Consider the following 22,240-nt stretch of genomic DNA (forward strand, 5'->3'; position numbering starts at 1 on the left):
CATGCCGGCGTCAGCCCGTATTACGCAACCCTGCGGCGATCCCATTGATCGTCAAGTGAATGCCGCGGCGCAGTCGTGCGTTCGTGGTGCCCGCGCGGTGCCGGCGCAGCAGTTCGACCTGCAAGTGGTTCAGCGGATCGAGGTACGGGAAGCGGTTCTTGATCGAGCGGGCGAGCAGCGGATTGTCCGCCAGCCGCGACGAATGGCCGGTGATCTGCGCGAGCGCGTCCGTGGTGCGATGCCATTCGGCGACGATCTGGCCGAATACCTGCTTGCGAAGCTTCTTGTCCGGCACGAGTTGCGCATAGCGCGACGCGACCGCCAGATCTGACTTAGCGAGCACCATGTCCATGTTGGACAGCAGGTTCGAGAAGAACGGCCACGTCTTGACCATTTTGCGCAGCAGCGCCACGCGCTTTTCCCGGTCCAGCGCATCCGGCGCAGCATCCAGGTACGCGCTAATCGCGCTGCCAAAGCCGTACCAGCCGGTAAGCAGCAGCCGGCATTGACCCCACGAGAAGCCCCATGGAATCGCGCGCAAGTCCTCGATGCGGCGATGCTTGGGATCGTGCAGCTTGCGCGAGGCGGGGCGGCTGCCGATATTGAGTTCTGCAATCTCGGCAATCGGCGTGGACTCGAAGAAATAGTCGGTGAAGCCCGGGGTCTTGTACACGAGCGTGCGGTATGCTGACATCGCCGCGTCTGACAGCGTCTGCATCAGGGCCTCGAACTGCGGCAGCGCGCGCGGTGACTGGGCATGTGGCTGCAACGTCGCCTCCAGCGTCGCGGCTACCACGGTCTCAAGATTGCGGCGGCCGATTTCCGGATTGCCGAACTTGCTGGCAATCACCTCGCCTTGCTCGGTCAACCGGATCTGCCCATCCACTGTGCCCGGTGGCTGCGACAGGATCGCCTGATAGGTCGGGCCGCCGCCGCGCCCAACTGTGCCGCCCCGGCCGTGAAACAGTCGTAGCCTCACGCCGCGCTCGCGGAACAGCGCGACCAGCGCCAGTTCGGCCCGATACAGTTCCCAGTTCGACGTGAGGAAGCCACCGTCCTTGTTGCTGTCCGAGTAGCCGAGCATCACTTCCTGTTCGCCGCCCTGGTGGCGCACGATCGAGTCCATGCCCGGCAGCGCCAGCAGCGCTTGCATGATGCGCGGCGCGTGACGCAGGTCGGCGATTGTCTCGAACAGGGGAATCACCATTAAACTGACGCGCGGCGCACCCTGCCCAGCATGGGTCGCGTGCTGGCCGTTGCCCGCCTGTGGGGTTGCGGCGGGCATGCTGCCGTGCATCAGGCCGGTTTCCTTTTGCAGCAGCATCACTTCGACCAGATCCGATACGGTCTCGGTATGGGAGATGATGTAGTTGCGCACGGCCCGCTCGCCAAAGCGCTGCCGTATCGCACGCGTGGCCTCCAGCACGGCAAGCTCGCTGGGCACCAGCGGCGAGTACTCCGCGTACGGCAGGCGCAAAGCGCGCGGCTGCGCCAGTTCAGCCAGCAGCAGCGTCAGCTTGTCGTCCTCGGACAACGCGGCATAGTCGTCGACCACGCCGGCACGGGCAAACAGCTCGGTCAGCACAGCTTCGTGGACATCCGAACTTTGCCGCAGGTCGATGCTCGCAAGATGAAAGCCGAATACTTCGACCGCGCGGGCGAGCGGTGACAGCCGCGGGGCGGCAAGCGACGCGCCATGGCGCGCCTGCAGTGAGTCGATCAACACCTGCAGGTCGGTGCGGAATGCGTCGGGCGACGCGTAGGGCACCGCGTCGCGGTGCTCGCCACGGATCGAGACGGCTGCGTCGCCGAGCAGCGCGCGCGCAGTCGCGGCCAGCCGCGCGTAGACGCCGATCAGCGCGCGCCGATACGGCTCGTCCACGCGGTGCGGCGAGGTATCGGGCGAGGTATCCGCCAGTTGCTTCAGCGCGTCGCTGGAGCCTGCGAGCAACTCGGAGACGGACAGTTCCGCGCCGAGCCGGTGCACCTGTTCCAAATAGTGTTGGAAGAGCACCGCCGCCTGGCGCGTGATCGCCCGCTCGAGCGTGGCCGCTGTTACGTTCGGATTGCCGTCGCGGTCGCCGCCGATCCAACTACCCATCTGGAAGAACGGGGGCAGTCGAGTGGGCAGGCCGTGCTCGGCCAGTGCCTGTTCGATGTCCGCGTACAGTGCCGGGATCTCGTCCAGGAAGGTCGTGCGATAGTACGACAGCGCGTTTTCGATCTCGTCGGCGACCGTGAGCCGTGAACCACGCAGCATGCGGGTTTGCCACAGCGATGTGACGCGGGCGCGCAGCAGCGCTTCATTGGCCGCGCGCTCGCGCGCGGTGAGCGGCTGGTCATGCTCGGCCAGCAAGCGTGCGATGTCGTGCTGCGCGTCCAGGATGCTCTTGCGCTGCACCTCGGTGGGATGTGCGGTGAGCACCGGCACGATCAGCCCGGTGTCGAAGAATGTCTTCAACGCGGACAGCGATTCGCCACCACTTTTGGCCAGCCGCGCAAGCGCGTAGGCGACGGTGCCTGCCTGCGGCGTGGAGCCGGCCAGCGCATGGATGCGCCGGCGGCGATTATGGTGGCGATCCTCGGCGATGTTTGCTAGATGTGAAAAGTAGCTGAATGCGCGCACCACGCTGACCGTTTGCTCCGGCGTGAGGGCCTTGAGCATCTTGTCTAGCTTCTTGGCCGCGTCGATGTCGTCCTCGCGGCGAAATTTCACCGCCGACTGGCGGATCGTCTCGACCACGTCGAATACGGCGTCACCCTCTTGCTCGCGGACCACGTCACCAAGCAGTCGGCCAAGGAAGCGGATGTCCTCGAACAGCGGCTTGTCCTTGTCTTCGCGGGTGCGGCTGCGTGTGGGCGATGCCGTGGCGTGCGCCGTCGGCGTCCCCACGGTCGGGGTCGGCCGTGCGGGCGCGGTGCGGGAGGCCGTAGCGGCGGTCTTGGCGTTGCGGCGCGCGGCAGCGGCCGATCCGGAAGTAGTCACAAGCCATTCCCCAAACTGGCGATTGAAGGGTTCCGGCATCCGCGCGCAGCATCGGGATGCCGAAGGGTGCGTGCTACCATTTGATTCGTTATCACATCCCGATTGGGTACGAGGTCAACTTGAGTCTCGAGATGCAATGCGCGATACCGCCCGCGACGCTGGTGATCGCCTCGCGTGAGAGCCGGCTTGCGCTGTGGCAAGCCGAGCATGTGGGCCGTGCGCTGCACAAATTATATCCGTCTTGCAACGTAAAGATCCTCGGTATGACCACTCGCGGCGATCAAATTCTGGATCGCACGCTGTCCAAGGTGGGCGGCAAGGGGTTGTTCGTCAAGGAATTGGAGAATGCATTGGCGGATGGTCGCGCGGACCTGGCGGTTCACTCGCTCAAGGACGTACCGATGAGGCTGCCCGATGGCTTCGCGCTGCCGGTTGTCCTCACGCGGGAAGACCCGCGTGATGCGTTCGTGTCGTCGCAATTTACCTCGTTGGCGCAATTGCCAGCGGGCGCCGTGGTGGGGACATCGAGCCTGCGCCGCGAGGCGATGTTGCGTAGCCGCTATCCGCATCTGGTGATCAAGCCGCTGCGCGGCAATCTGGATACCCGGCTGGCCAAGCTCGACCGGGGCGACTACGCGGCGATCATCCTCGCGGCCGCTGGGCTCAAGCGGCTTGGCCTCGCAGCGCGGATCCGCACGCTGCTGGATCCCGCCGACAGCCTGCCGGCGCCCGGTCAGGGGGCGCTCGGCATTGAGATCTGCGCCTCGCGCGCCGATCTGCACCCGTGGCTGGCGCCGTTGTGCGACATGCGCACGGCGCTGGCCGTGGAAGCCGAGCGGGCCGTGTCGCGCGCACTCGGTGGCAGCTGCGAGGTGCCGCTCGCCGCGTATGCGCAGTGGCAGGGTGATGTGCTGCAACTGCGGGCGTCGGTTGCCACGCCCGACGGCAGCCGCGTACTGGCCGCGCAGGGCAGCGCGGCGCCGACGGATACGGCCGGTGCGCTGGCGCTTGGCTTGCACGTGGTACAGCAGTTGCAGGCGCAGGGTGCGATGCAAATCGTGCAGCAACTGCTTGACGCGTCGCGCGACGGAGCCGCGTGATGGGGGGCGGCCAATCGTGACGCAGGCGTCGCTTCCTCCCACGTCGCAGTCGGCGGCCGCGGGCGACGCCGGCGCTCCTGTCGCGGCACGTCCGACTGTGGTGATTACGCGCCCGGCAGGACAGAGTGCTGAACTGCTGACCGCGCTTGCCGCAACTGGGCTTGATGGCTTCGAGTTTCCGCTGATCGACATTACTGACGCAACGGACAATGCGCCGCTGGTCGATGGGTTGCTCGACCTCGAGCGTTATGCGCTGGCGGTATTCGTCTCGCCAAACGCGGTGGATCGCGCATTCGCGGCGCTTGCCGCCGCGCGGCCGAAGGCATCGCCGGAAAGCGCATCCCCAGTGGACGTACCGCCCGCGGATGCATTGTCGGCGGACGCCTCGTCAGCCGATACGCCGTCGGCGCATGCGTCGGCCGCCACCGTGCCGCCGCTCGCTTTCTCGTGGCCGACCACGGTACCGGTCGCTGGCGTGGGTCCGGGCACGGTGCGGGCGTTGGCGCGCCACGGCGTGCAGCCGCACACGCATCGAATCATCGCACCCGGCGATGCGGTGCGCGTCGCGCTGCAGGCGCCGGTGTACGACGGCGGCAAGGACGGTGGCGCGGGTGTTTCCTATGCTGGCGAGCCGCCGCGGCGCGACGATACCCCTGCGGTGCAGGTCTCGTCCGACTCGTATGCGAGCGGCGATGCGCCGCGCTACGATTCCGAGGCGTTGATCGACGCGCTTGCCACCGCCTTTGCGCCGCACGGGCTCACCGCGTTGCAAGGGCAGCACGTGTTGCTGGTGCGCGGCGACGGCGGCCGCGAGTTGCTCGCCGAGACGCTGCGTGCGCATGGCGCCATCGTTCAGGCGCTCGGTGCGTACCAGCGACGGCTGCCCGAACCGAGCTTTGACGCGTGGCAGCGCGTGCACGCGCTGCTCGCCGGCCAGCCGCACGCCTGGGTATTGACCAGTTCGGAAGGCGTGCGCAACCTGGAGGAGCTGGCGCGCGAGCATCTGAATCGCGACGAGATTGTCGCGCTCAAGCGCGCCCCGATTGTCACACCCCATCCGCGCATCGGCGATACGGCGCGCAAAGCGGGTTTTGATACGATTACGGTGTCCGGTGCCGGCGATCAAGCGATCGTCGGCGCGCTGCGCGCGGTGTTTTCACCGATCACTCAAGCCGCTTCCTTCTCGAAGACTCAATCGCAATCGGCTCAATTAAGCATGACAGATTCTAAAGATTCCCAGCCAGCGCCAGGTGGGGCGCCGCAAGCAGCGCAACCGGCGCGCCCTGCCGCGGCCAACGTCCCACCGGCTGCACCCTTTCCCCCGTACGAATCGAAGCGCCGCCGCCGCTCAGTCAGCACGGCGCTCGCCTGGATCGGTGCGGTGTTGGTGCTGGCGGGCGCAGGCGCAGGCGGCTACGTGCTCGAACGCAAGGTCGAGCGGCTGCAGCAGCAACTTATCGTGCGCCAGCAGGCCAGCGACGCGCAAAGCCGCGACACCCGGCTCAAGGCCGACGAGGCTGCGAGCGCGGTACGCCAACTCGATTCGCAGCTGGCCCAACTCGCCGGCCGGGTCGGCGACGTGCAGACGCAGCATCAGGCCCTGCAGGCGTCGTTGCAGGACTTGGCAAAGGACCGCGACGATTGGACGCTGGCCGAAGTCGAGCAGACAATTTCGTCTGCTAGCCAGCAACTGCAATTAACCGGCAATGTCGGCTTGGCGTTGTTGGCGTTGCAAAGTGCGGACACGCGGCTCGCGGCATCAACGGGCGCGCAGGTCATCGCGGTGCGCAAGGCGATCGCGCAGGATATTGACAAGCTGAAGGCTGCGCCAAGCGTCGACCTGGCGGGACTTGCGATCAAGCTCGACGATGTGATCGCGCAGGTGGACGCCTTGCCGTTGGCCGGCGAGGCGCCGGCTGTGCCGCTCAAGTCGCGTGCCGGCACGCCGGCGGACGTGGCGCAGGTGGCCGCTGCCAATGGCGAGCCGCGCTGGAAGGCATGGTGGCATACATTCGCGGCCGACGTCATGGCGCAACTCACCGGTCTCGTACAGGTGCGCCGCATCGACAACGCGGACGCGATGCTGGTCGCGCCAGACCAGGGCTATCTGTTGCGTGAGAATGTGAAGCTGCGGCTGCTGTGCGCGCGCGTCGCGCTGCTCTCGCGCGACGAGAAGCTGATGAAGGCGGACTTGCAGGCCGCGCAGCAGGCGCTCGCGCGGTACTTTGATCCGTCGGCACAGGCCACGCATAACGCGCGTGAGCGGCTCGATCAGGTTCAAAAAGGTGCGGCGCACATCGAGTTGCCGAACCTGGAGGCGAGTTTGAATGCCATCCATCAGAACAAGGGCCGAGGCTGAACGATGGCAATTCGAGCAATCTTGTGGTTGATGGCACTGTTCGCGACCGCTGTGCTGCTGGCGCTTGTCGGCGCACACGACGCGGGGCAGGTGCTGATCATTTGGGCGCCTTATCGGATCGATATCTCGCTGAACTTGTTCGTGGCGGCGCTGGTCGTGTCGTTCGTCGTGCTCTATATCGTCGTGCGCTCGATTCGCGCGGTGCTGAAAATGCCCGAACGAGTCGCGGCGTACCGGGCACGCGTGCGGCTTGCCAACGCGCACCAGGCGCTGCGTGAGGCGATTGGTAACTTGTACGCGGGGCGTTTTTCTCGCGCGGAGAACGCCGCGCGCGAGGCCAGTGCATTTGACGCAAATAAGGCGCCAGCCGGCCTGATCGGTGCAGCCGCCGCACATCGCATGCGCGAATTCGCGCGTCGCGATGAATGGCTGGCGCAGGTGACCGACAACGATTGGCAAGAGGCGAGGTTGATGGCCAGCGCCGAATTGCGCGCGGATGCGCGTGATGCCGACGGGGCGTTGGCGGCATTGACCGAGATGCGTGCGCAGGGTGGGCGGCGCATCCATGCGTTGCAAATCGCGTTGCGTGCGCAGCAGCAGCTGAAGAACTGGGCGGAAGTGCTCAAGCTGGTGAAGATGCTGGAAAAGCGCGAGGCGATCCACCCGGCGGTGTCGGTGCACCTGAAGCAACTCGCCGCCGAGCATCTGCTGCGCGATCGGCGTCATAACCCCGACGCGCTGCTGCAACTATGGCAATCGCTGAGTGCGGCCGAGCGCCAGTCGCCCCGTATCGCGGACTTGGCCGCGGAATTGTTGATCGCGCTGAACCGCCCGGCCGATGCGCGCAAGATCGTCGAGGAGGCGCTCGCGCATCATTGGGATCCTAGGCTGCTGCGCCGCTACGCCGACTGCGCGGACGACGATCCATTGCCGTTGATTCAGCGCGCGGAAGCCTGGCAGAAGGAGCGTCAGGACGATCCCGACCTGTCCTTTACGCTGGGACGCCTGTGCCTGCAGCAAAAGCTGTGGGGTAAGGCACAAGCCTTCCTCGAGCAGGCGCTTAAGCTCGCCGCGGACAATGAGCCGCTGCAGATTCGTGCGCACCGGGCGCTCGCACGCCTGCATGAGCAGTTGGGCAACGCGCAGCAGGCCGCCGAGCACTACCGTGCCAGCGCCACGGCGATGAATGTTGTTTAGCTGGCGCCGCGGCGATGGCCGTATTGGACCGCTGGCGGATCGTATGCACGGGTTGCCAGTGGCGTGCGTGCTCGCTTGCTGACGGCGGCCGTATTCAGTGGCTGGCGCCCCCGCCATGCTGACCCGTGGGCGATGGCAGTCTGCGCGTGCCGGCGACGGCTGTCCTGTACCGCCGCGCCCGCTAGCGCGATACGAGGCGCTTGGGCACGCTGAGCGTCACCAGCGAGCCGAGCACTATGGAACCCGCCACCCAGTCCATGCCGGAATCCGTGCTGCTGGTCAGGTCTTTGAGTCAGCCGATGAGGGACGGGCTTACGAAACCGGCTGACTGCCTAACGAGTTGATCATCGCGAGGGCTGCGGTGTGCTGACCATTATCGCGCCGAGTTCGCGATGATCGGACGAAAGCCAAGCCGTGCAGCCGGATCGGACACCTCGTTACCCGATCGCAGCAGGTCGGTTGATATAATCGGGCTTTCGCCTCCATCGTTCGTTCTATCGTTAACAGGAAATTCGACATGAGCTTCGATCACGTCCCACCCGGCAAGGACCTGCCGCACGATTTCAACGTCATCATTGAAATTCCGGCGCAAAGCGACCCAGTCAAATACGAGGCGGACAAGGATCTGGGCCTGCTCGTCGTAGACCGTTTCATCGGCACGGGAATGCGCTATCCGGCCAACTACGGGTTCATCCCGCGAACGCTCGCCGGCGATGGTGATCCGGTCGATGTGCTGGTGATCACGCCCTTTCCGTTGCTGGCGGGCTCAGTCGTGCGCTGCCGCGCATTGGGCATGCTGAATATGACGGACGAATCCGGCCAGGATGCGAAGCTGATTGCTGTGCCGGCCGACAAGATCTGTCCGATGACCGCGCACCTGAAATCGGCTGACGACGTACCGGCTTATCTGAAGGACCAGATCAAGCATTTCTTCGAGCAGTACAAGGCGCTCGAAAAAGGCAAGTGGGTCAAGGTCGAAGGCTGGGAAGATATCGCCGCCGCACACAAGGAGATTACCGACGGCATCGCGAACTTCAACGAGCAATAAACGACGCGCCGTGCCGGCGGCGTTGGCCGACACGCCTGTCGATGACAACCCGCCGGGGTCGGACCGACTCGGCGGGTTTTTTGCGGGTGCGGCGAGTTCGTGTGGGATCGCGGCGGCGCGCGCCGCCCGGTCGTTCAGACGAGACCGGCCGCAGCCGCCTAAGCGGCTTCGGCTTCGACCGTCTGCGGCATCGCGCTAGCGAGGATCATGGCGTCGACGTTGCGGGGCCTGGGCTCGCGTTGTGCCGGCCGGTACACGAGATCACCGCGCCGCACCGGCTGGCCGCTCAGCGCGCATTGGCCATCCTGTTCCGCGGTGGCGACACGCCAGCCCTGGTAACCATAGTGGCAGGTCGCCGCATCGGACCAATACACGATGGCGGTGACGCTGCTAGGCCGGTCGATGATGCGGATGATCGGCTTGCCGGCCGCGACCTGCCGCCCAAGCGGCACCACGGCGGTATGCTTGCCGCGCTGTGCCGGGCGTGTGCGGCGGGTGGTCTGGAGCGGGGGGACGGCGACAGCGGGGCGGTCGGCAGCGCTCTCGCGCGCACGGGCGCCGAGGCAGCGGACGGTCTGCTGCCAAGGATCCGCGTGTTTTGCAATAGCAGTCATGGCGATGGTTCCGAGCATTCTCTAGCACGGACGTTACGCCGCAGGCCCGCTCGGATAAAGATCATTATTGTGAATTCTCTGTCTTGCCAGCGCAAACAATCGGCGTGAGCGCCGCGCGGTGGGCGTTGCGGCGAGGCCAGGCGCGGCCCTTGCTACGCGTGCGGCAACGGACGGCGGCCCTGCGCAAGTGCCCGCTTCTCGCTGGCGGATAACCGTTTGACGTGATATTCGACGCGTGACGCGCTGGAGCGGTCAGCCATTGCGAAGGTAGCGAGCAGTCGCACGGGTTTGTGCGAGCGTGTATAGCGGGCGCCGGTGCCGTCCTGATGCTTGGCGAAGCGAGCCTGCACGTCGACGGCGATGCCCGTGTAGATGCTGCCGTCCGCGCATTCGATCAAATATAGGTGCCAGGTCATGTCAGTATGCCGTGTCGGCGCCGCGCCGGAACGGATCGTGTTCGCGCAACTCATCCACATAGCGGTGTATGCCGCCCGCCTCGCTGTTCAGGAACTGGGCGACAGCGTCCGCGAATGCGGGATGCGCGAGCCAGTGCGTCGAATGGGTGACGGTGGGCAGGAAGCCGCGCGCCATCTTGTGCTCGCCTTGGGCGCCGCCCTCAAATGTGGCGATGCCGGCCTCGATGCAAAATTCTAGCGGTTGGTAGTACGCGGTCTCGAAGTGCAAACATGGGATGTGCTCGAGCGCACCCCAGTAGCGTCCGTACAACGTGCCCCGGCCTTGCCCTCGCGACGCGGATGTATCGCGGTCATAGACCAGTAGCGCGCTGGCGATCGGCGCGCCAGCGCGCTCGGCGATCACCAGCAGCAGGTTGTCAGGCATCGTTGCGCCGATCATCCGGAAAAAATCTAGATTCAGGTAGGGGCTCGAATGATGCTCGCGATAGGTCTGCCGATAGCACCGCGAGAAAAATGCCCATTGTGTGGCGGTGATGGCCTCGCCGGGCACGCGGCGCAGCGTGACGCCGGCGTCACGCACCTGGCGGCGCTCGGCACGGATGTTTTTGCGCTTCTTTTGCTCCAACGTGGACAGGAAGTCGTCAAAATTCCGATAGCCTTGGTTGAGCCAGTGGAACTGGACGCCCTCGCGCAGCAGCATGCCCATCTCGACCAGCAGTTCGGCCTCGCGCGGCGAGGGGTACAGCACGTGCAGCGACGACACGTGGGCCTGCTCGGCCGCGGCCAGCAGCGTGGCCGCCAGATGGCGGCGCGCATCGTCGTTGTCCGCGAGCAGCCGCGTGCCCTGCACCGGCGTGAACGGCACTGCGCACAGCAGTTTCGGGTAGTAATGCAGTCCGTGCCGCTGGTAGGCATCGGCCCACGCCCAGTCGAACACATACTCGCCGTAGCTATGCTGCTTCACGTAGAGCGGCGCGGCTGCCGCAAGCACCTCGCGCGACTCCGGGCCCTCGTTGCGCCACAGCGTGACGAATTGGGCCTGCCAACCGGTGTCGGCCACCGCGCATTGCGTTGCATCCAGCGCATGGAGGAATTCATGTCGCAAGAACGGCGTGGGCTGTGCCTGCCGCGCGAGCAGCGCATTCCATTGGCATGCGTTGACCTCGTCCAGTGACGCGAGAATCCGCGTGCGATAATCGCCCATGCGCTGTGAAGCCAACTCGCTCATCGTTCGTCCATGAAAATCGCTCTTGCCCAGATCAACGTGACCGTCGGCGACTTTGCCGGCAATATCGCGAAAATCGTCGCCGCCGCGCAAACCGCCCATGATGCCGGCGCGTCGCTGATGATCGCACCGGAACTGGCGCTGTCCGGCTATCCGCCCGAAGACCTGTTGCTGCGTCCGGCGTTTTACACGGCAAGCCATGCGGCGCTCAGCGAGTTGGCCGCTCAGCTCTCGCGCTTTGCCGGACTGCGCGTGTTGGTCGGCCATCCGTATCGCAGTGCACCGACAGGCGATGTTAATCCAAATAGGCCGCTCGAGCGCGGCGTGCCGCCGGTGGACACGTTTAACGCAGCATCGCTGCTGGCCGAGGGTCGAATTGTGGGCACCTACCGGAAGCAGGAACTGCCCAATACCGAGGTGTTCGACGAAAAGCGGTATTTCGCGTCGAATCCGCAACCGTTCGTGTTCGAGCTGGAGGGCGTGAAGTTTGGCGTCATCATCTGCGAGGATGCGTGGCATCCATCGGCCGCGTTGCTGGCGAAGGCGGCGGGCGCCCAGGTGCTGCTTGTGCCCAATGGCTCACCGTATCACGTGAACAAGGAGGATGTGCGCATCGATATTCTGCGCGAGCGCATTCGCGAGACCGGCATGCCGGCCGTCTACTTAAATCTGGTCGGCGCGCAGGACGAGCTTGTGTTTGACGGGGGCTCGTTCGTGCTCGATGCGCATGGCGAGCTAATGGCACGCCTGCCGCAATTCGTCGAGCAGACGGCGATTGTCGAGTTTGACGGCGCACAGGCGCAACGTGGCGAGATTGCGCCGCGCGAATGCGTCGAGGCGCAGGTTTATGCTGCGCTGGTGCTCGGCGTGCGTGATTACTTGAACAAAAACGGATTTCCAGGAGCGATCATCGGGCTGTCCGGCGGCGTGGACTCGGCGCTGGTACTGGCCGTCGCGTGCGACGCATTGGGTGCCGAGCGCGTGCGCGCGGTCATGATGCCGTCCCGCTATACCGCGGATATGTCCATGTCCGATGCAGCGGAGATGGCGCGGCGCGTTGGCGTGCGCTACGACGAAATTGCGATCGGTCCGATGTTCGACGCGTTCCGCGCATCGCTGGCTGCGCAATTTGCTGGCTTGCCCGAAGACGCCACCGAGGAGAACATTCAGGCCCGCATTCGCGGTACGCTGCTAATGGCGCTGTCGAACAAATTCGGCTCGATCGTGCTGACCACCGGCAACAAGAGTGAGATGGCCGTGGGCTATTGCACGTTGTATGGGGATATGGCGGGTGGTTTTGCGGTGATCAAGGATATCGCCAAGACACTGGTGTATCGGCTGTGCCGCTATCGGAACGCGGCGACCACGTTTGCCACGCGCGACATTATCCCGGAACGGATCCTGACCCGGGCGCCATCGGCCGAGCTGCGCGAGAACCAGACCGATCAGGACAGCCTGCCGCCGTATGAAGTGCTGGATGCGATCATGCGAATGTACATGGAGGAGGATCGGTCGCTGGAGGGCATCGTTGCGGCCGGCTATGCTCGCGACGATGTCCAGCGGGTCACGCGGCTGATCAAGATCAATGAATACAAGCGGCGCCAGGCGCCAATCGGGATTCGCGTCACGCACCGCGCATTTGGTCGGGATTGGCGCTATCCGATTACATCACATTTCAGCGAGGCATCCTGAGCATGCGCGGCAACGGCGCGGCACCGCCACGGTGCGCGATGCGGTGCTGCGGGCGGTGGGGTCGTGCATGCGCTCGCGCGCCCCGCGCGCGCTGGTTAGAATAACTTCATTCCATTTCAAGCGGACAGGCGAGGCACACCATGAAGCGTATCACTGCAATCATCAAGCCGTTTAAGCTCGACGAGGTGCGCGAAGCGCTCGCACAGGTGGGCCTGACCGGACTGACCGTGACCGAAGTCAAAGGCTTTGGTCGGCAAAAAGGGCATACCGAACTCTATCGCGGTGCGGAGTACGTGGTCGACTTCCTGCCGAAGGTAAAGATCGAGGTCGTGGTCGCAAACGACCAGGTCGATCAGACGCTCGATGCGATCATCGGTGCCGCGCGTACCGGCAAGATCGGCGACGGAAAAATCTTCGTCGCTGACATTGAACGGGTGATTCGGATACGCACCGGCGAAGAGAACGAGGCGGCGGTCTGATTGACATCACCTGCGCTGCGTGGCATGCAGGCGACATGGCCCCCCTCAGCCACGCGGCTCCGGCTGCAGCAGCACGAGTACGGCACCGGCTCCGCCATCGTGCGCCCGGGCCTGGCAAAAGGCAATCACCTCGGCCTTTTGCGCCAGCCAACTGCGTACTTTGCCCTTGAGCACCGGCTCCTTGCCGATCGAGCCCAAACCCTTGCCGTGGATCACGCGCACGCAGCGCAGCCCCCGCTTGATCGACGCACGCAGAAAATCCGCCAGGGCTTCGCGGGCCTCATCGCGGCGCAGTCCGTGCAGGTCGATCTGCGCCTGCACGACCCACGTGCCACTGCGCAGTTTGCGTACGACGTCGGTCGCCACGCCCGGCCGGCAATAAGACAACGATTCATCGACGTCGAGTAGCGCTTCCGGATCGAATTCGTCGGACAGTGCCTCATCGAGCACGGCTTGTTCGTCGCGCTGCGTTTGCAGCGGCACGGGGGGCGGCTGCACGCGGTGCAGCGGCGCGCGACCGGAGGGCTTGAGCGGCGTGATGTCGCCAATCTCGCAGCGGAATTCGGTGGCGGCCGCTTGCGCGGCGCGCTGCTCGCGCTCGGCGTGGCGACGCGCCTGCTCGCGGGCCGTGGCGTCACTTTTGAGCATGTCGCGCAGCACGCCGAGCGATGCTAGGCTGGACAGGCGGCGCATGCCGGCGGCAGGGCCGGCAGAGATCGGCGCGGGTACCACCGCGCCAAGCGCGGCTCCCGCGATGGCGGATGGGGCAGCGGGCGTTGGCCGCGCCCGCACGCGGTCATTCGGATGGGTTTTTTCCTTTGGCATGGGTCGCCCTCGACTTTAATGCTGTCGCTGCGACGGTATCGCGCGACGCTCAGCGGTTGGCTTCGTGGCTCATCACGTGTGGCGCGGTCGTCTCATGGATGCTTTCCAGATAACGCTGTGCGTCCAGCGCGGCCATGCATCCGGTGCCCGCGCTAGTGATCGCCTGCCGATAGATGTGGTCCTGTACATCGCCTGCGGCGAACACGCCGGCGATCGACGTGGCGGTCGCATTGCCGTTCAGGCCGGCGTTCGTGACGATATAGCCGTTACGCATCTCCAATTGGCCCTCGAAGATGTCGGTATTCGGCTTATGGCCGATCGCCACGAACAGGCCGTGCACCGACAGGTCGGTGCTCTCGCCAGTCTTCGTATGCTTGATGCGCAGACCGGTCACGCCCGAATCGTCGCCGAGGACTTCATCGAGCACGTGGTTCCACTTGATTTGAACGATGCCTTCCTGCTCCTTCGCGAGCAGTCGATCGATCAGAATCGGCTCGGCGCGGAACTTGTCGCGACGGTGGATCACCGTGACCTTCTTCGCGATGCCCGACAGGTACAGCGCTTCCTCGACGGCGGTGTTGCCGCCGCCGATCACCGCGACATCTTGATTCCGGTAGAAGAAACCATCGCAGGTCGCGCATGCGGACACGCCCTTGCCCATGAACTGCTGCTCTGACGGCAGGCCCAGGTATTGGGCCGACGCGCCAGTCGCGATGATTAGCGCATCGCACGTGTACTCGCCGGAGTCGCCGATCAGCCGCAGCGGCCGCTCATCGAGCTTCGCGGTGTGAATGTGATCGAACACGATTTCGGTATTGAAGCGCTGCGCGTGCTCGAGCAGCCGCTGCATCAGTTCCGGACCCTGTACGCCGTTCGGGTCGCCGGGCCAGTTCTCGACGTCGGTGGTCGTCATCAACTGCCCGCCTTGTGCGAGGCCGGTAATCAGCATCGGCGATAGATTGGCCCGCGCCGCGTAGACGGCGGCGCTGTAGCCGGCCGGGCCGGAGCCGAGAATCAGGACTTTCGCGTGCTTGCGTTCGGACATGGCGGTCGATCCTTGTAGGACGGCGGTGCGCAAAGCCGCACCGCACGGCAATGCGTGGGTGATGTCGGACCCACCATTATAAAGGGGCTGGCCGGTATTGGCCTGATTGCTCTTTTGCATCGGTGTGGTAACTCCGGCGCCCATCGGCGCGATGTTTTGCCACCTATCAGCGTGATAGCCCCGACGCCCATCGGCGTGATGTTCCGCCACCTATCAGTGTAATACTCCGCCACTCATCGGCGCGATACCCCGCCACTCATCGGCGTGATACCCCGCCACTCATCGGCGCGATATCCTGTCACCCTTGGCGCGATGCTCCGATGTTCGGCGGTGCTTGGGCGGCTCGCGCGGCACGCTGGTGCGCGCTTGCAACACCGGCCTTACAACTTGTTGCGCGGCGCGCCGGTCCGACCGTTTACAATGAAGGCGCTCGAACTCCGGCGGCTGTATGTCGCTCTCTTGTCGATTCAATGGCGAAATCCACGTATTCTCCCGGGACACAAGCTTTACCGCATCGTCTGTCGCGTTTGCTGAGCGAGATCCGCTGGCTGCTGCAGGTCGCGCTCGGCCTGTTCCTGTTAATGGCGCTGGTCAGCTACAGCCGGCGCGACCCAAGCTGGACGCATGCCGTGCAGGTGGACCGGATCGCGAATTGGGGTGGCCGTGTCGGTGCGTGGACATCCGACATTCTGCTGCTACTGTTCGGCTTGTCCGCCTATTGGTGGATCGTGCTGCTGGGACGGCGCATCGCCGACAATTACCGGCGCATCACGCGTCACGACGCGCTGGACGAGCCGGCCGCGCCGCGCGAAGGCGGCTGGTTGGCCGAGATGTTGTCGTTCGCGCTCGTGCTCGTGGCCAGCAACGGCCTCGAGGCATTGCGGATGTGGTCGCTCCAGGCCCAATTGCCCCGGGCACCCGGCGGCATCATCGGCGACGCGGTGGCCCGCGGCGTGCAGCACGCGCTTGGGTTCACCGGCGGCACGCTGGCGTTGCTGCTCGCGTTGGCGATTGGCCTGTCGCTGTTTTTCCGCTTTTCGTGGCTGTCGGTGGCCGAGCGCGTCGGCGAGGCGATTATCAACGCGGTCATGCTCGCGCAGTTGCGGCGCGACGAGAAGCGCGACCGCAAGGCTGGCCAGCAAGCGGCGGTCAAGCGCGAGGGCAAGGTCGAGCGCAGTCGGGTGCGGCTCGAGGAGCAGGAGCCGGTGACGATCGTGCCGGCCGTGGTGACGCCGACCAAGTCCGAGCGCCTCGAAAAGGAAAAGCAGGTGCCGCTGTTCCAGGACCTGCCGGGCGACGGCACGTTGCCGCCGCTTGCACTGCTCGACGCGCCACCGGCCACGCGGGAAACCGTATCGGCCGACACGCTCGAGTTTACGTCACGGCTGATCGAAAAGAAGCTGAAGGACTTCGGCGTCGAGGTCAGCGTGGTGGCCGCCTATCCCGGCCCGGTGGTCACTCGCTACGAAATCGAGCCGGCGACCGGGGTCAAAGGCAGCCAGGTGGTCAACCTCGCGAAGGACCTCGCGCGCTCGCTGTCACTCGTGTCGATCCGCGTGGTCGAGACGATTCCCGGCAAGAACTACATGGGCCTGGAGTTGCCGAACCAGCGCCGCCAAACCGTGCGGCTGACGGAAATCCTGGGCTCCGAGGTCTATGCGAGTGCGCCATCGCTGCTGACGATGGGGCTGGGCAAAGACATCGGGGGCAATCCAGTGTGTGCGGACTTGGCCAAGATGCCGCACCTGCTGGTGGCTGGCACGACCGGCTCGGGTAAGTCGGTCGGCATCAACGCGATGATTTTGTCGCTGCTGTACAAGGCCAGCGCGGAGCAGGTCCGCCTCATCATGATCGACCCGAAGATGCTCGAGTTGTCGGTCTACGAGGGTATCCCGCATCTGCTGTGTCCGGTCGTCACCGACATGCGGCAGGCCGGCCACGCGCTGAACTGGGCGGTCGGCGAGATGGAGCGGCGCTACAAGTTGATGAGCAAGCTCGGTGTGCGCAACCTGGCCGGCTACAACAGCAAGATCGACGACGCCGCCAAGCGCGACGAGAAGATTCCGAATCCGTTCAGCCTGACGCCCGATGCACCGGAGCCGCTCGAGAAGCTGCCGTTCATCGTGGTGATTATCGACGAGTTGGCCGACTTGATGATGGTCGTCGGCAAAAAGGTGGAGGAGCTAATCGCGCGTATCGCACAGAAGGCGCGGGCGGCCGGCATCCACCTCGTGCTCGCGACGCAGCGGCCATCGGTCGATGTGATCACCGGGTTGATCAAGGCGAACGTGCCCACGCGCATTGCGTTTCAGGTATCGTCCAAGATCGATTCCCGCACGATCCTTGACCAGATGGGTGCTGAGTCGCTGCTCGGCCAAGGCGACATGTTGTATCTGCCGCCGGGCACCGGCCTGCCGATCCGCGTCCATGGCGCGTTCGTCTCCGACGAAGAGGTTCACCGTGTCGTCGAGAAGCTCAAGGAGCAGGGCGAGCCGAATTACATTGACGGCATTCTGGAAGGGGGCTTGGCTGGCGAAGGTGACGAAGCAGGCGGCGCGGGAACCGGCAACGCGGATGGCGAGTCCGATCCGTTATATGACCAGGCTGTCGAAGTCGTGCTCAAGCAGCGCCGTGCGTCGATCTCGCTGGTGCAGCGTCACTTGCGTATTGGCTACAACCGCGCCGCGCGGCTGCTCGAACAGATGGAGCAGTCGGGGCTGGTCTCGGCAATGGCGTCCAATGGCAATCGTGAAATACGGGTGCCGGCGCGCGGCGACGACGACTAAGTGCCTCGAGCGGTGCGAGGGCAAAAGTCGGCATGGTTGCCGCCGGGTGGAGCCACGGACTGTGCCGGATGCGCTACGTGCATGAAATCAACACAGGAAACGCTTTGATGATGGGATCGCTTTTTCGCACCATGCGGGCCGCGGCGACAGGCGCATTGATTGCCTTGGCCGCCGTGCCGTGTGCGCATGCCAGCGGCACGGCGCAATTGAAGGCGTTCGTGGCACAGGTGCGTTCGGCCGATGGCGAGTTCGTCCAGCGCCAGGTCAAGGCAGCCGGCGGCAGCGCGTCGCAGGCGCAGGGCCAGGCGGCACGCACGTCGATGGCCACGTCGAGCGGCACATTCCGCTTTGCGCGGCCGGGCAGGTTCGTGTGGGCGTACCAGAAACCGTATGAACAACTGCTGCAGTCCGACGGCGACAAGCTGTACGTCTGGGACAAGGATTTAAATCAGGTGACCGTGCGGGCGCTCAGTGGCGCGCTGGGCGCCAGTCCGGCCGCCATTCTGTTCGGCAGCAACGACCTGGAAAAGAACTTCACGCTGCGCGATGCGGGCGTCAAACAAGGCATCGACTGGCTTGAGCTGGTCCCGAAATCAAGGGATACGCAGTTCGAGCGCGTCGGCATTGGTTTTCGCGACGGCAATCTCGAGGCGATGGAGTTGCATGACGTGTTCGGCAATGTGACACTGCTCACGTTCTCGAACATTCACAAGAATCCGGTGCTGCCCGCCAATACATTTAAGTTCACGGTGCCGAAGGGCGCCGACGTCATCAATGGTTGACCGGTGCCGGGCGAATTCGCGGCGGCGCGCGGCGGGCGTGCCCACACGGGCGCATCGGCGGCTGCCATAATGCCTGCACGTCGTTGCGAAGTGATCCGGTAAGTCCATGTTCGAAGATACCCGCACCGCCGTCCCGCTGGCGGAACGGCTACGTCCGAAGACGATCGACGAGGTCATCGGCCAGCGCCACCTGCTTGGCGAAAACAAGCCGTTGCGGGTGGCGTTTGAGTCCGGCGAGCCGCATTCGATGATACTGTGGGGGCCGCCTGGCGTGGGCAAGACGACGTTGGCGCGCTTGATGGCCGCCGCATTCCACGCCGAATTCATTGCGCTGTCCGCTGTGCTCTCCGGCGTCAAGGATATCCGCGAGGCGGTCGATCTGGCGCAGGCCCATCGCGCGCGTGGGCGGCAGACATTGGTATTTGTCGACGAAGTCCACCGCTTCAACAAGAGCCAGCAGGATGCCTTCCTGCCGCACGTGGAGTCCGGCTTGTTCGTGTTCGTCGGCGCCACGACCGAGAATCCCTCGTTCGAGGTCAACAGCGCCTTGTTGTCCCGCGCGGCGGTCTATGTCCTCAAGAGCCTGGACGATCATGAGCAGCGCGCATTGCTCGAGCGTGCGTTCGCCGAATTGGGCGGCGGGTTGACCATCACGGACAGCGCGCGCGACGCGCTGATCGGCTCTGCCGACGGTGACGGACGCAAGTTGCTCAACAACGTCGAAATCGTCGCACGCGCCGCACACCGTGCGAAGACTACGTCGATCGACGATACACTGCTCGGCGCGGCGTTGGCCGACAATCTGCGCCGCTTCGACAAGGGCGGTGATGCGTTCTACGACCAAATCAGCGCATTGCACAAATCGGTGCGGGGCAGCCACCCCGACGGTGCGTTGTATTGGCTGTGCCGGATGCTCGACGGGGGCGCCGATCCGCGGTACCTTGCGCGCCGCATCGTGCGTATGGCCTGGGAGGACATCGGGCTGGCCGATCCCCGCGCCGCGCGCATTGCGCTGGATGCGTCGGAAACGTACGAGCGGCTGGGCACCCCCGAAGGGGAGCTTGCCCTCGCGCAAGCGGTGCTGTATTTGGCCGTCGCGCCCAAGTCGAATGCCGGCTACAACGCATACAACGCGGCGCGGCGGTTCGTCTCGCAGGACAGGTCGCGGGCGGTGCCGGTGCATCTGCGCAACGCGCCGACCAAGCTGATGAAGGAACTCGGCTATGGCCATGCATACCGCTACGCGCATGACGAGCCCGACGCTTATGCAGCGGGCGAGACATACTTGCCGGACGGCATGCGCGAGCCCGGCTGGTATGCACCTGTGCCGCGCGGACTGGAGCAGAAGATTGGTGAAAAGCTAGAGCGCCTGCGCGGGCTGGATCAGGCGTGGCACCGCGAGCACAAGCACGGGGAAGGTTGAACATAGGCTTGGTGCGCAGGCGCCGCACGTTGCGGCGTGATGGCAGTGCAGCACGCCGACACGTCGATACGTCGGCGCGGGGGCGTGACGGCACCCGGCCTCTGGGCTGCCGCGCTTCGTGCCGTCGGTAAGGTAAAATCTGCAGTTCATCCAACGTATTGCAAAGCTCCCCATGCTCGACATCACGCTGCTCCGCAAGGACATCGACGCGGTTGCCCAACGGTTGGCCGATCGCGGCTACACGCTGGACGTCGCCGCGTTCCAGGCGCTCGAATCCGAACGCCGTCGGCTCCAAACGCACACCGAGGACCTGCAGTCGCGCCGCAACAGCCTGTCCAAGCAGATCGGTGCGATGAAGGGACGCGGCGAGGATACTTCCGCAGTGATGGCGCAAGTCACGGGTATCGGCGACGAGATGAAGGCGTCGGCGCTGCAACTGGAGGAGGTCCAGGCGAAGTTGTCTGAGCTGATGCTTGGCATCCCGAATCTGCCACACGAGTCCGTGCCGGTCGGCGCGGACGAGGCGAGCAACGTCGAGGTGCGGCGCTGGGGCACGCCGCGCACGTTTGATTTTGCGGTAAAGGATCACGTGGACATCGGTGTGCCGCTGGGCGTTGATTTCGAGGCAGGCGCAAAGCTGGCCGGTGCGCGTTTCACGGTGCTGCGCGGCCAGGCGGCGCGCCTGCATCGTGCGCTCGCGCAGTTCATGCTCGATACGCACACGCAGACGCATGGCTATACCGAGTGTTATACCCCCTACATCGTGAACCCGGAGAGCTTGTACGGCACCGGCCAATTGCCCAAGTTCGCCGACGACATGTTCCGTGTCGAGAAGGGGGGCGGCGACAACAAGGTCACGCAATACTTGATCTCGACGTCGGAGATCTCGCTGACCAACACGGTGCGCGACAGCATCGTCGATGCGGATCGATTGCCGATCCGGCTGACCGCGCATTCGCCGTGCTTTCGGTCCGAAGCCGGCGCGTACGGGCGCGATACGCGCGGCATGATCCGGCAGCATCAGTTCGACAAGGTCGAGATGGTGCAGATCACGTCGCCGGACAGCTCATACCAGGCGCTGGAGGAAATGGTGGGGCATGCCGAAACGATCTTGCAGCGGCTGGAGTTGCCGTACCGCGTGATTACGCTGTGTACCGGCGACATGGGGTTCTCAGCGGCAAAGACGTACGATCTTGAGGTGTGGCTGCCGGCGCAGCGCGCCTATCGCGAGATTTCGTCGTGCTCGAATACCGAGGCGTTCCAGGCGCGCCGCATGCAGGCGCGGTTTCGCAACGCACAAGGCAAGCCCGAATTGGTCCACACGTTGAACGGTTCCGGGCTGGCAGTCGGTCGCACGCTGGTGGCGATTCTGGAGAACGGCCAGAACGCCGACGGGTCGGTCACGATTCCAACGGCATTGCGCCCCTACATGGGCGGCATCGCGCGGCTGGAGCCCGGCGCATGAGCAGATAGAGATAGGTGTAAAAGCCTGGCGCGTAAAAAATCTGCTTGGAATTGCTCGACGGATTGTCTATAATCTTTGACTTCGCTGAGTAGCGACCCGATCGGCGAAGATCCAAATCTAGGAAAGGTGGCAGAGTGGTCGAATGCGCCGGACTCGAAATCCGGTATACGGTTCTCCCGTATCGAGGGTTCGAATCCCTCCCTTTCCGCCACAGACAAGGCCTTCAGCCGAATAAAGCCGCCCCCGTAGGCGGCTTTTCTATGCGTTGTGTCAAGCGCGCATCACAATGACCGAACACGGCGCCACTGTGTATGGATCAATTCCAACATTGATCATTTTGCTGGCAGCACTGTGTCGTACATTGAGTCAATGCTTTTCAAGGAAACCACACGTCGTATGCTTTTCAGCGCTACGTAACGGCCCGGCATGCGTTGCCGGACCGCCTCGATTCTGAATATTAAATGAATACGCCGCGCCTTGAACACGCGCCCCTTAGTAAGCAGCGGACAATGCCCACCGGCGCGGCTGTGCAGGGGCAACTCACGAACCTTTCTTTACCTGTTCCTTCGCATCGCCCCACGTTTTCTGGGTCTTGCCGGCGGCCTGCTGAACATCGCCTTTAATCTCGTGGGCCTTGTTTCCGGTCACTTTCCCGACAACTTCGTTGGCTTTCCCCTTGACTTGCTCGGTGACGCCTTTGATTTGGTCCTTGTTCATAGATTTCTCCTGTTTGATTGCCCGGCCTAATCGCAGGCCGGTATGTTGGTGGTGTTGCAAGCACCGTTCCTGCCCGGTTTG

The 22,240-nt window shown here is 64.5% G+C and carries 17 protein-coding genes and 1 tRNA gene; 11 read left to right on the forward strand and 7 right to left on the reverse strand.

The window, feature by feature from the left end; translation table 11 throughout:
• Nucleotides 1-10 precede the first annotated feature (10 nt).
• Nucleotides 11-2,986 carry a phosphoenolpyruvate carboxylase gene (ppc, locus tag KPG66_RS02495; protein WP_237069919.1) on the reverse strand — a complete coding sequence of 992 codons (2,976 nt, stop codon included), beginning with the start codon at nt 2,984-2,986 and terminating at the stop codon, nt 11-13.
• Between the two features lie 131 nt (nt 2,987-3,117).
• Between ppc and hemC the strand changes: the two genes are divergently transcribed.
• The 4 genes from hemC to ppa all read left to right on the forward strand — a co-directional run bounded on the left by hemC (nt 3,118) and on the right by ppa (nt 8,690).
• Nucleotides 3,118-4,086 carry a hydroxymethylbilane synthase gene (gene hemC / locus KPG66_RS02500; RefSeq protein ID WP_237069949.1) on the forward strand — a complete coding sequence of 323 codons (969 nt, stop codon included), beginning with the start codon at nt 3,118-3,120 and terminating at the stop codon, nt 4,084-4,086.
• Nucleotides 4,087-4,102: 16 nt separating this feature from the next.
• On the forward strand, nt 4,103-6,445 hold the full coding sequence (gene hemDX, locus KPG66_RS02505) for a fused uroporphyrinogen-III synthase HemD/membrane protein HemX (RefSeq protein WP_336886343.1): 2,343 nt from the start codon (nt 4,103-4,105) through the stop codon (nt 6,443-6,445).
• 3 nt (nt 6,446-6,448) lie between these two features.
• Complete coding sequence (locus tag KPG66_RS02510) at nt 6,449-7,642, forward strand: heme biosynthesis protein HemY (RefSeq protein WP_237069920.1); 1,194 nt, start codon at nt 6,449-6,451, stop codon at nt 7,640-7,642.
• A 517-nt stretch (nt 7,643-8,159) separates the two neighbouring features.
• Nucleotides 8,160-8,690, forward strand: a complete 531-nt coding sequence (gene ppa, locus KPG66_RS02520) for an inorganic diphosphatase (protein ID WP_013434386.1) — start codon at nt 8,160-8,162, stop codon at nt 8,688-8,690.
• A 158-nt stretch (nt 8,691-8,848) separates the two neighbouring features.
• On the opposite strand, the gene KPG66_RS02525 is transcribed toward ppa, so the two are convergent.
• The 3 genes from KPG66_RS02525 to KPG66_RS02535 form a co-directional block, all read right to left on the reverse strand.
• Nucleotides 8,849-9,304 carry a DUF3331 domain-containing protein gene (locus KPG66_RS02525; protein WP_041753107.1) on the reverse strand — a complete coding sequence of 152 codons (456 nt, stop codon included), beginning with the start codon at nt 9,302-9,304 and terminating at the stop codon, nt 8,849-8,851.
• Between the two features lie 152 nt (nt 9,305-9,456).
• Nucleotides 9,457-9,720 carry a GIY-YIG nuclease family protein gene (locus tag KPG66_RS02530; protein WP_049786340.1) on the reverse strand — a complete coding sequence of 88 codons (264 nt, stop codon included), beginning with the start codon at nt 9,718-9,720 and terminating at the stop codon, nt 9,457-9,459.
• 1 nt (nt 9,721) lies between these two features.
• Nucleotides 9,722-10,948, reverse strand: a complete 1,227-nt coding sequence (locus KPG66_RS02535) for a GNAT family N-acetyltransferase (RefSeq protein ID WP_013434389.1) — start codon at nt 10,946-10,948, stop codon at nt 9,722-9,724.
• A gap of 9 nt (nt 10,949-10,957) precedes the next feature.
• On the opposite strand from KPG66_RS02535, the gene KPG66_RS02540 reads away from it, so the two are divergent.
• Both KPG66_RS02540 and KPG66_RS02545 read left to right on the forward strand, forming a co-directional pair.
• A complete protein-coding gene (locus KPG66_RS02540) occupies nt 10,958-12,637 on the forward strand; it encodes an NAD+ synthase (protein WP_237069921.1) in 1,680 nt (559 codons plus the stop codon).
• A 140-nt stretch (nt 12,638-12,777) separates the two neighbouring features.
• Entirely contained in the window at nt 12,778-13,116 is a 339-nt protein-coding gene (locus KPG66_RS02545; protein WP_013434392.1) for a P-II family nitrogen regulator, read from the forward strand.
• Between the two features lie 45 nt (nt 13,117-13,161).
• Here the strand turns inward: KPG66_RS02545 and KPG66_RS02550 are convergent, their stop codons facing one another.
• Both KPG66_RS02550 and trxB read right to left on the reverse strand, forming a co-directional pair.
• The gene (locus tag KPG66_RS02550) at nt 13,162-13,941 is read right to left on the reverse strand and encodes a Smr/MutS family protein (protein WP_013434393.1); all 780 of its coding nucleotides are present in this window, start codon (nt 13,939-13,941) and stop codon (nt 13,162-13,164) included.
• A gap of 49 nt (nt 13,942-13,990) precedes the next feature.
• Nucleotides 13,991-14,986 carry a thioredoxin-disulfide reductase gene (trxB, locus tag KPG66_RS02555; RefSeq protein ID WP_237069922.1) on the reverse strand — a complete coding sequence of 332 codons (996 nt, stop codon included), beginning with the start codon at nt 14,984-14,986 and terminating at the stop codon, nt 13,991-13,993.
• Between the two features lie 470 nt (nt 14,987-15,456).
• Between trxB and KPG66_RS02560 the strand changes: the two genes are divergently transcribed.
• The 5 genes from KPG66_RS02560 to KPG66_RS02580 all read left to right on the forward strand — a co-directional run bounded on the left by KPG66_RS02560 (nt 15,457) and on the right by KPG66_RS02580 (nt 21,653).
• On the forward strand, nt 15,457-17,772 hold the full coding sequence (locus tag KPG66_RS02560) for a DNA translocase FtsK (protein ID WP_237069923.1): 2,316 nt from the start codon (nt 15,457-15,459) through the stop codon (nt 17,770-17,772).
• A gap of 107 nt (nt 17,773-17,879) precedes the next feature.
• Nucleotides 17,880-18,554, forward strand: a complete 675-nt coding sequence (lolA, locus tag KPG66_RS02565; RefSeq protein ID WP_237069924.1) for an outer membrane lipoprotein chaperone LolA — start codon at nt 17,880-17,882, stop codon at nt 18,552-18,554.
• A 106-nt stretch (nt 18,555-18,660) separates the two neighbouring features.
• Nucleotides 18,661-19,977 carry a replication-associated recombination protein A gene (locus KPG66_RS02570; protein WP_237069925.1) on the forward strand — a complete coding sequence of 439 codons (1,317 nt, stop codon included), beginning with the start codon at nt 18,661-18,663 and terminating at the stop codon, nt 19,975-19,977.
• Nucleotides 19,978-20,149: 172 nt separating this feature from the next.
• Complete coding sequence (gene serS / locus KPG66_RS02575; protein ID WP_013434399.1) at nt 20,150-21,442, forward strand: serine--tRNA ligase; 1,293 nt, start codon at nt 20,150-20,152, stop codon at nt 21,440-21,442.
• A 120-nt stretch (nt 21,443-21,562) separates the two neighbouring features.
• Nucleotides 21,563-21,653 (forward strand) — tRNA-Ser (locus KPG66_RS02580).
• A gap of 329 nt (nt 21,654-21,982) precedes the next feature.
• Here the strand turns inward: KPG66_RS02580 and KPG66_RS02585 are convergent.
• Nucleotides 21,983-22,159, reverse strand: a complete 177-nt coding sequence (locus KPG66_RS02585) for a CsbD family protein (protein WP_237069926.1) — start codon at nt 22,157-22,159, stop codon at nt 21,983-21,985.
• Nucleotides 22,160-22,240 lie beyond the last annotated feature (81 nt).

It is taken from the genome of Mycetohabitans sp. B2 (genome assembly GCF_021733735.1).
GTDB classification, from domain to species: Bacteria; Pseudomonadota; Gammaproteobacteria; order Burkholderiales; family Burkholderiaceae; genus Mycetohabitans; species Mycetohabitans rhizoxinica.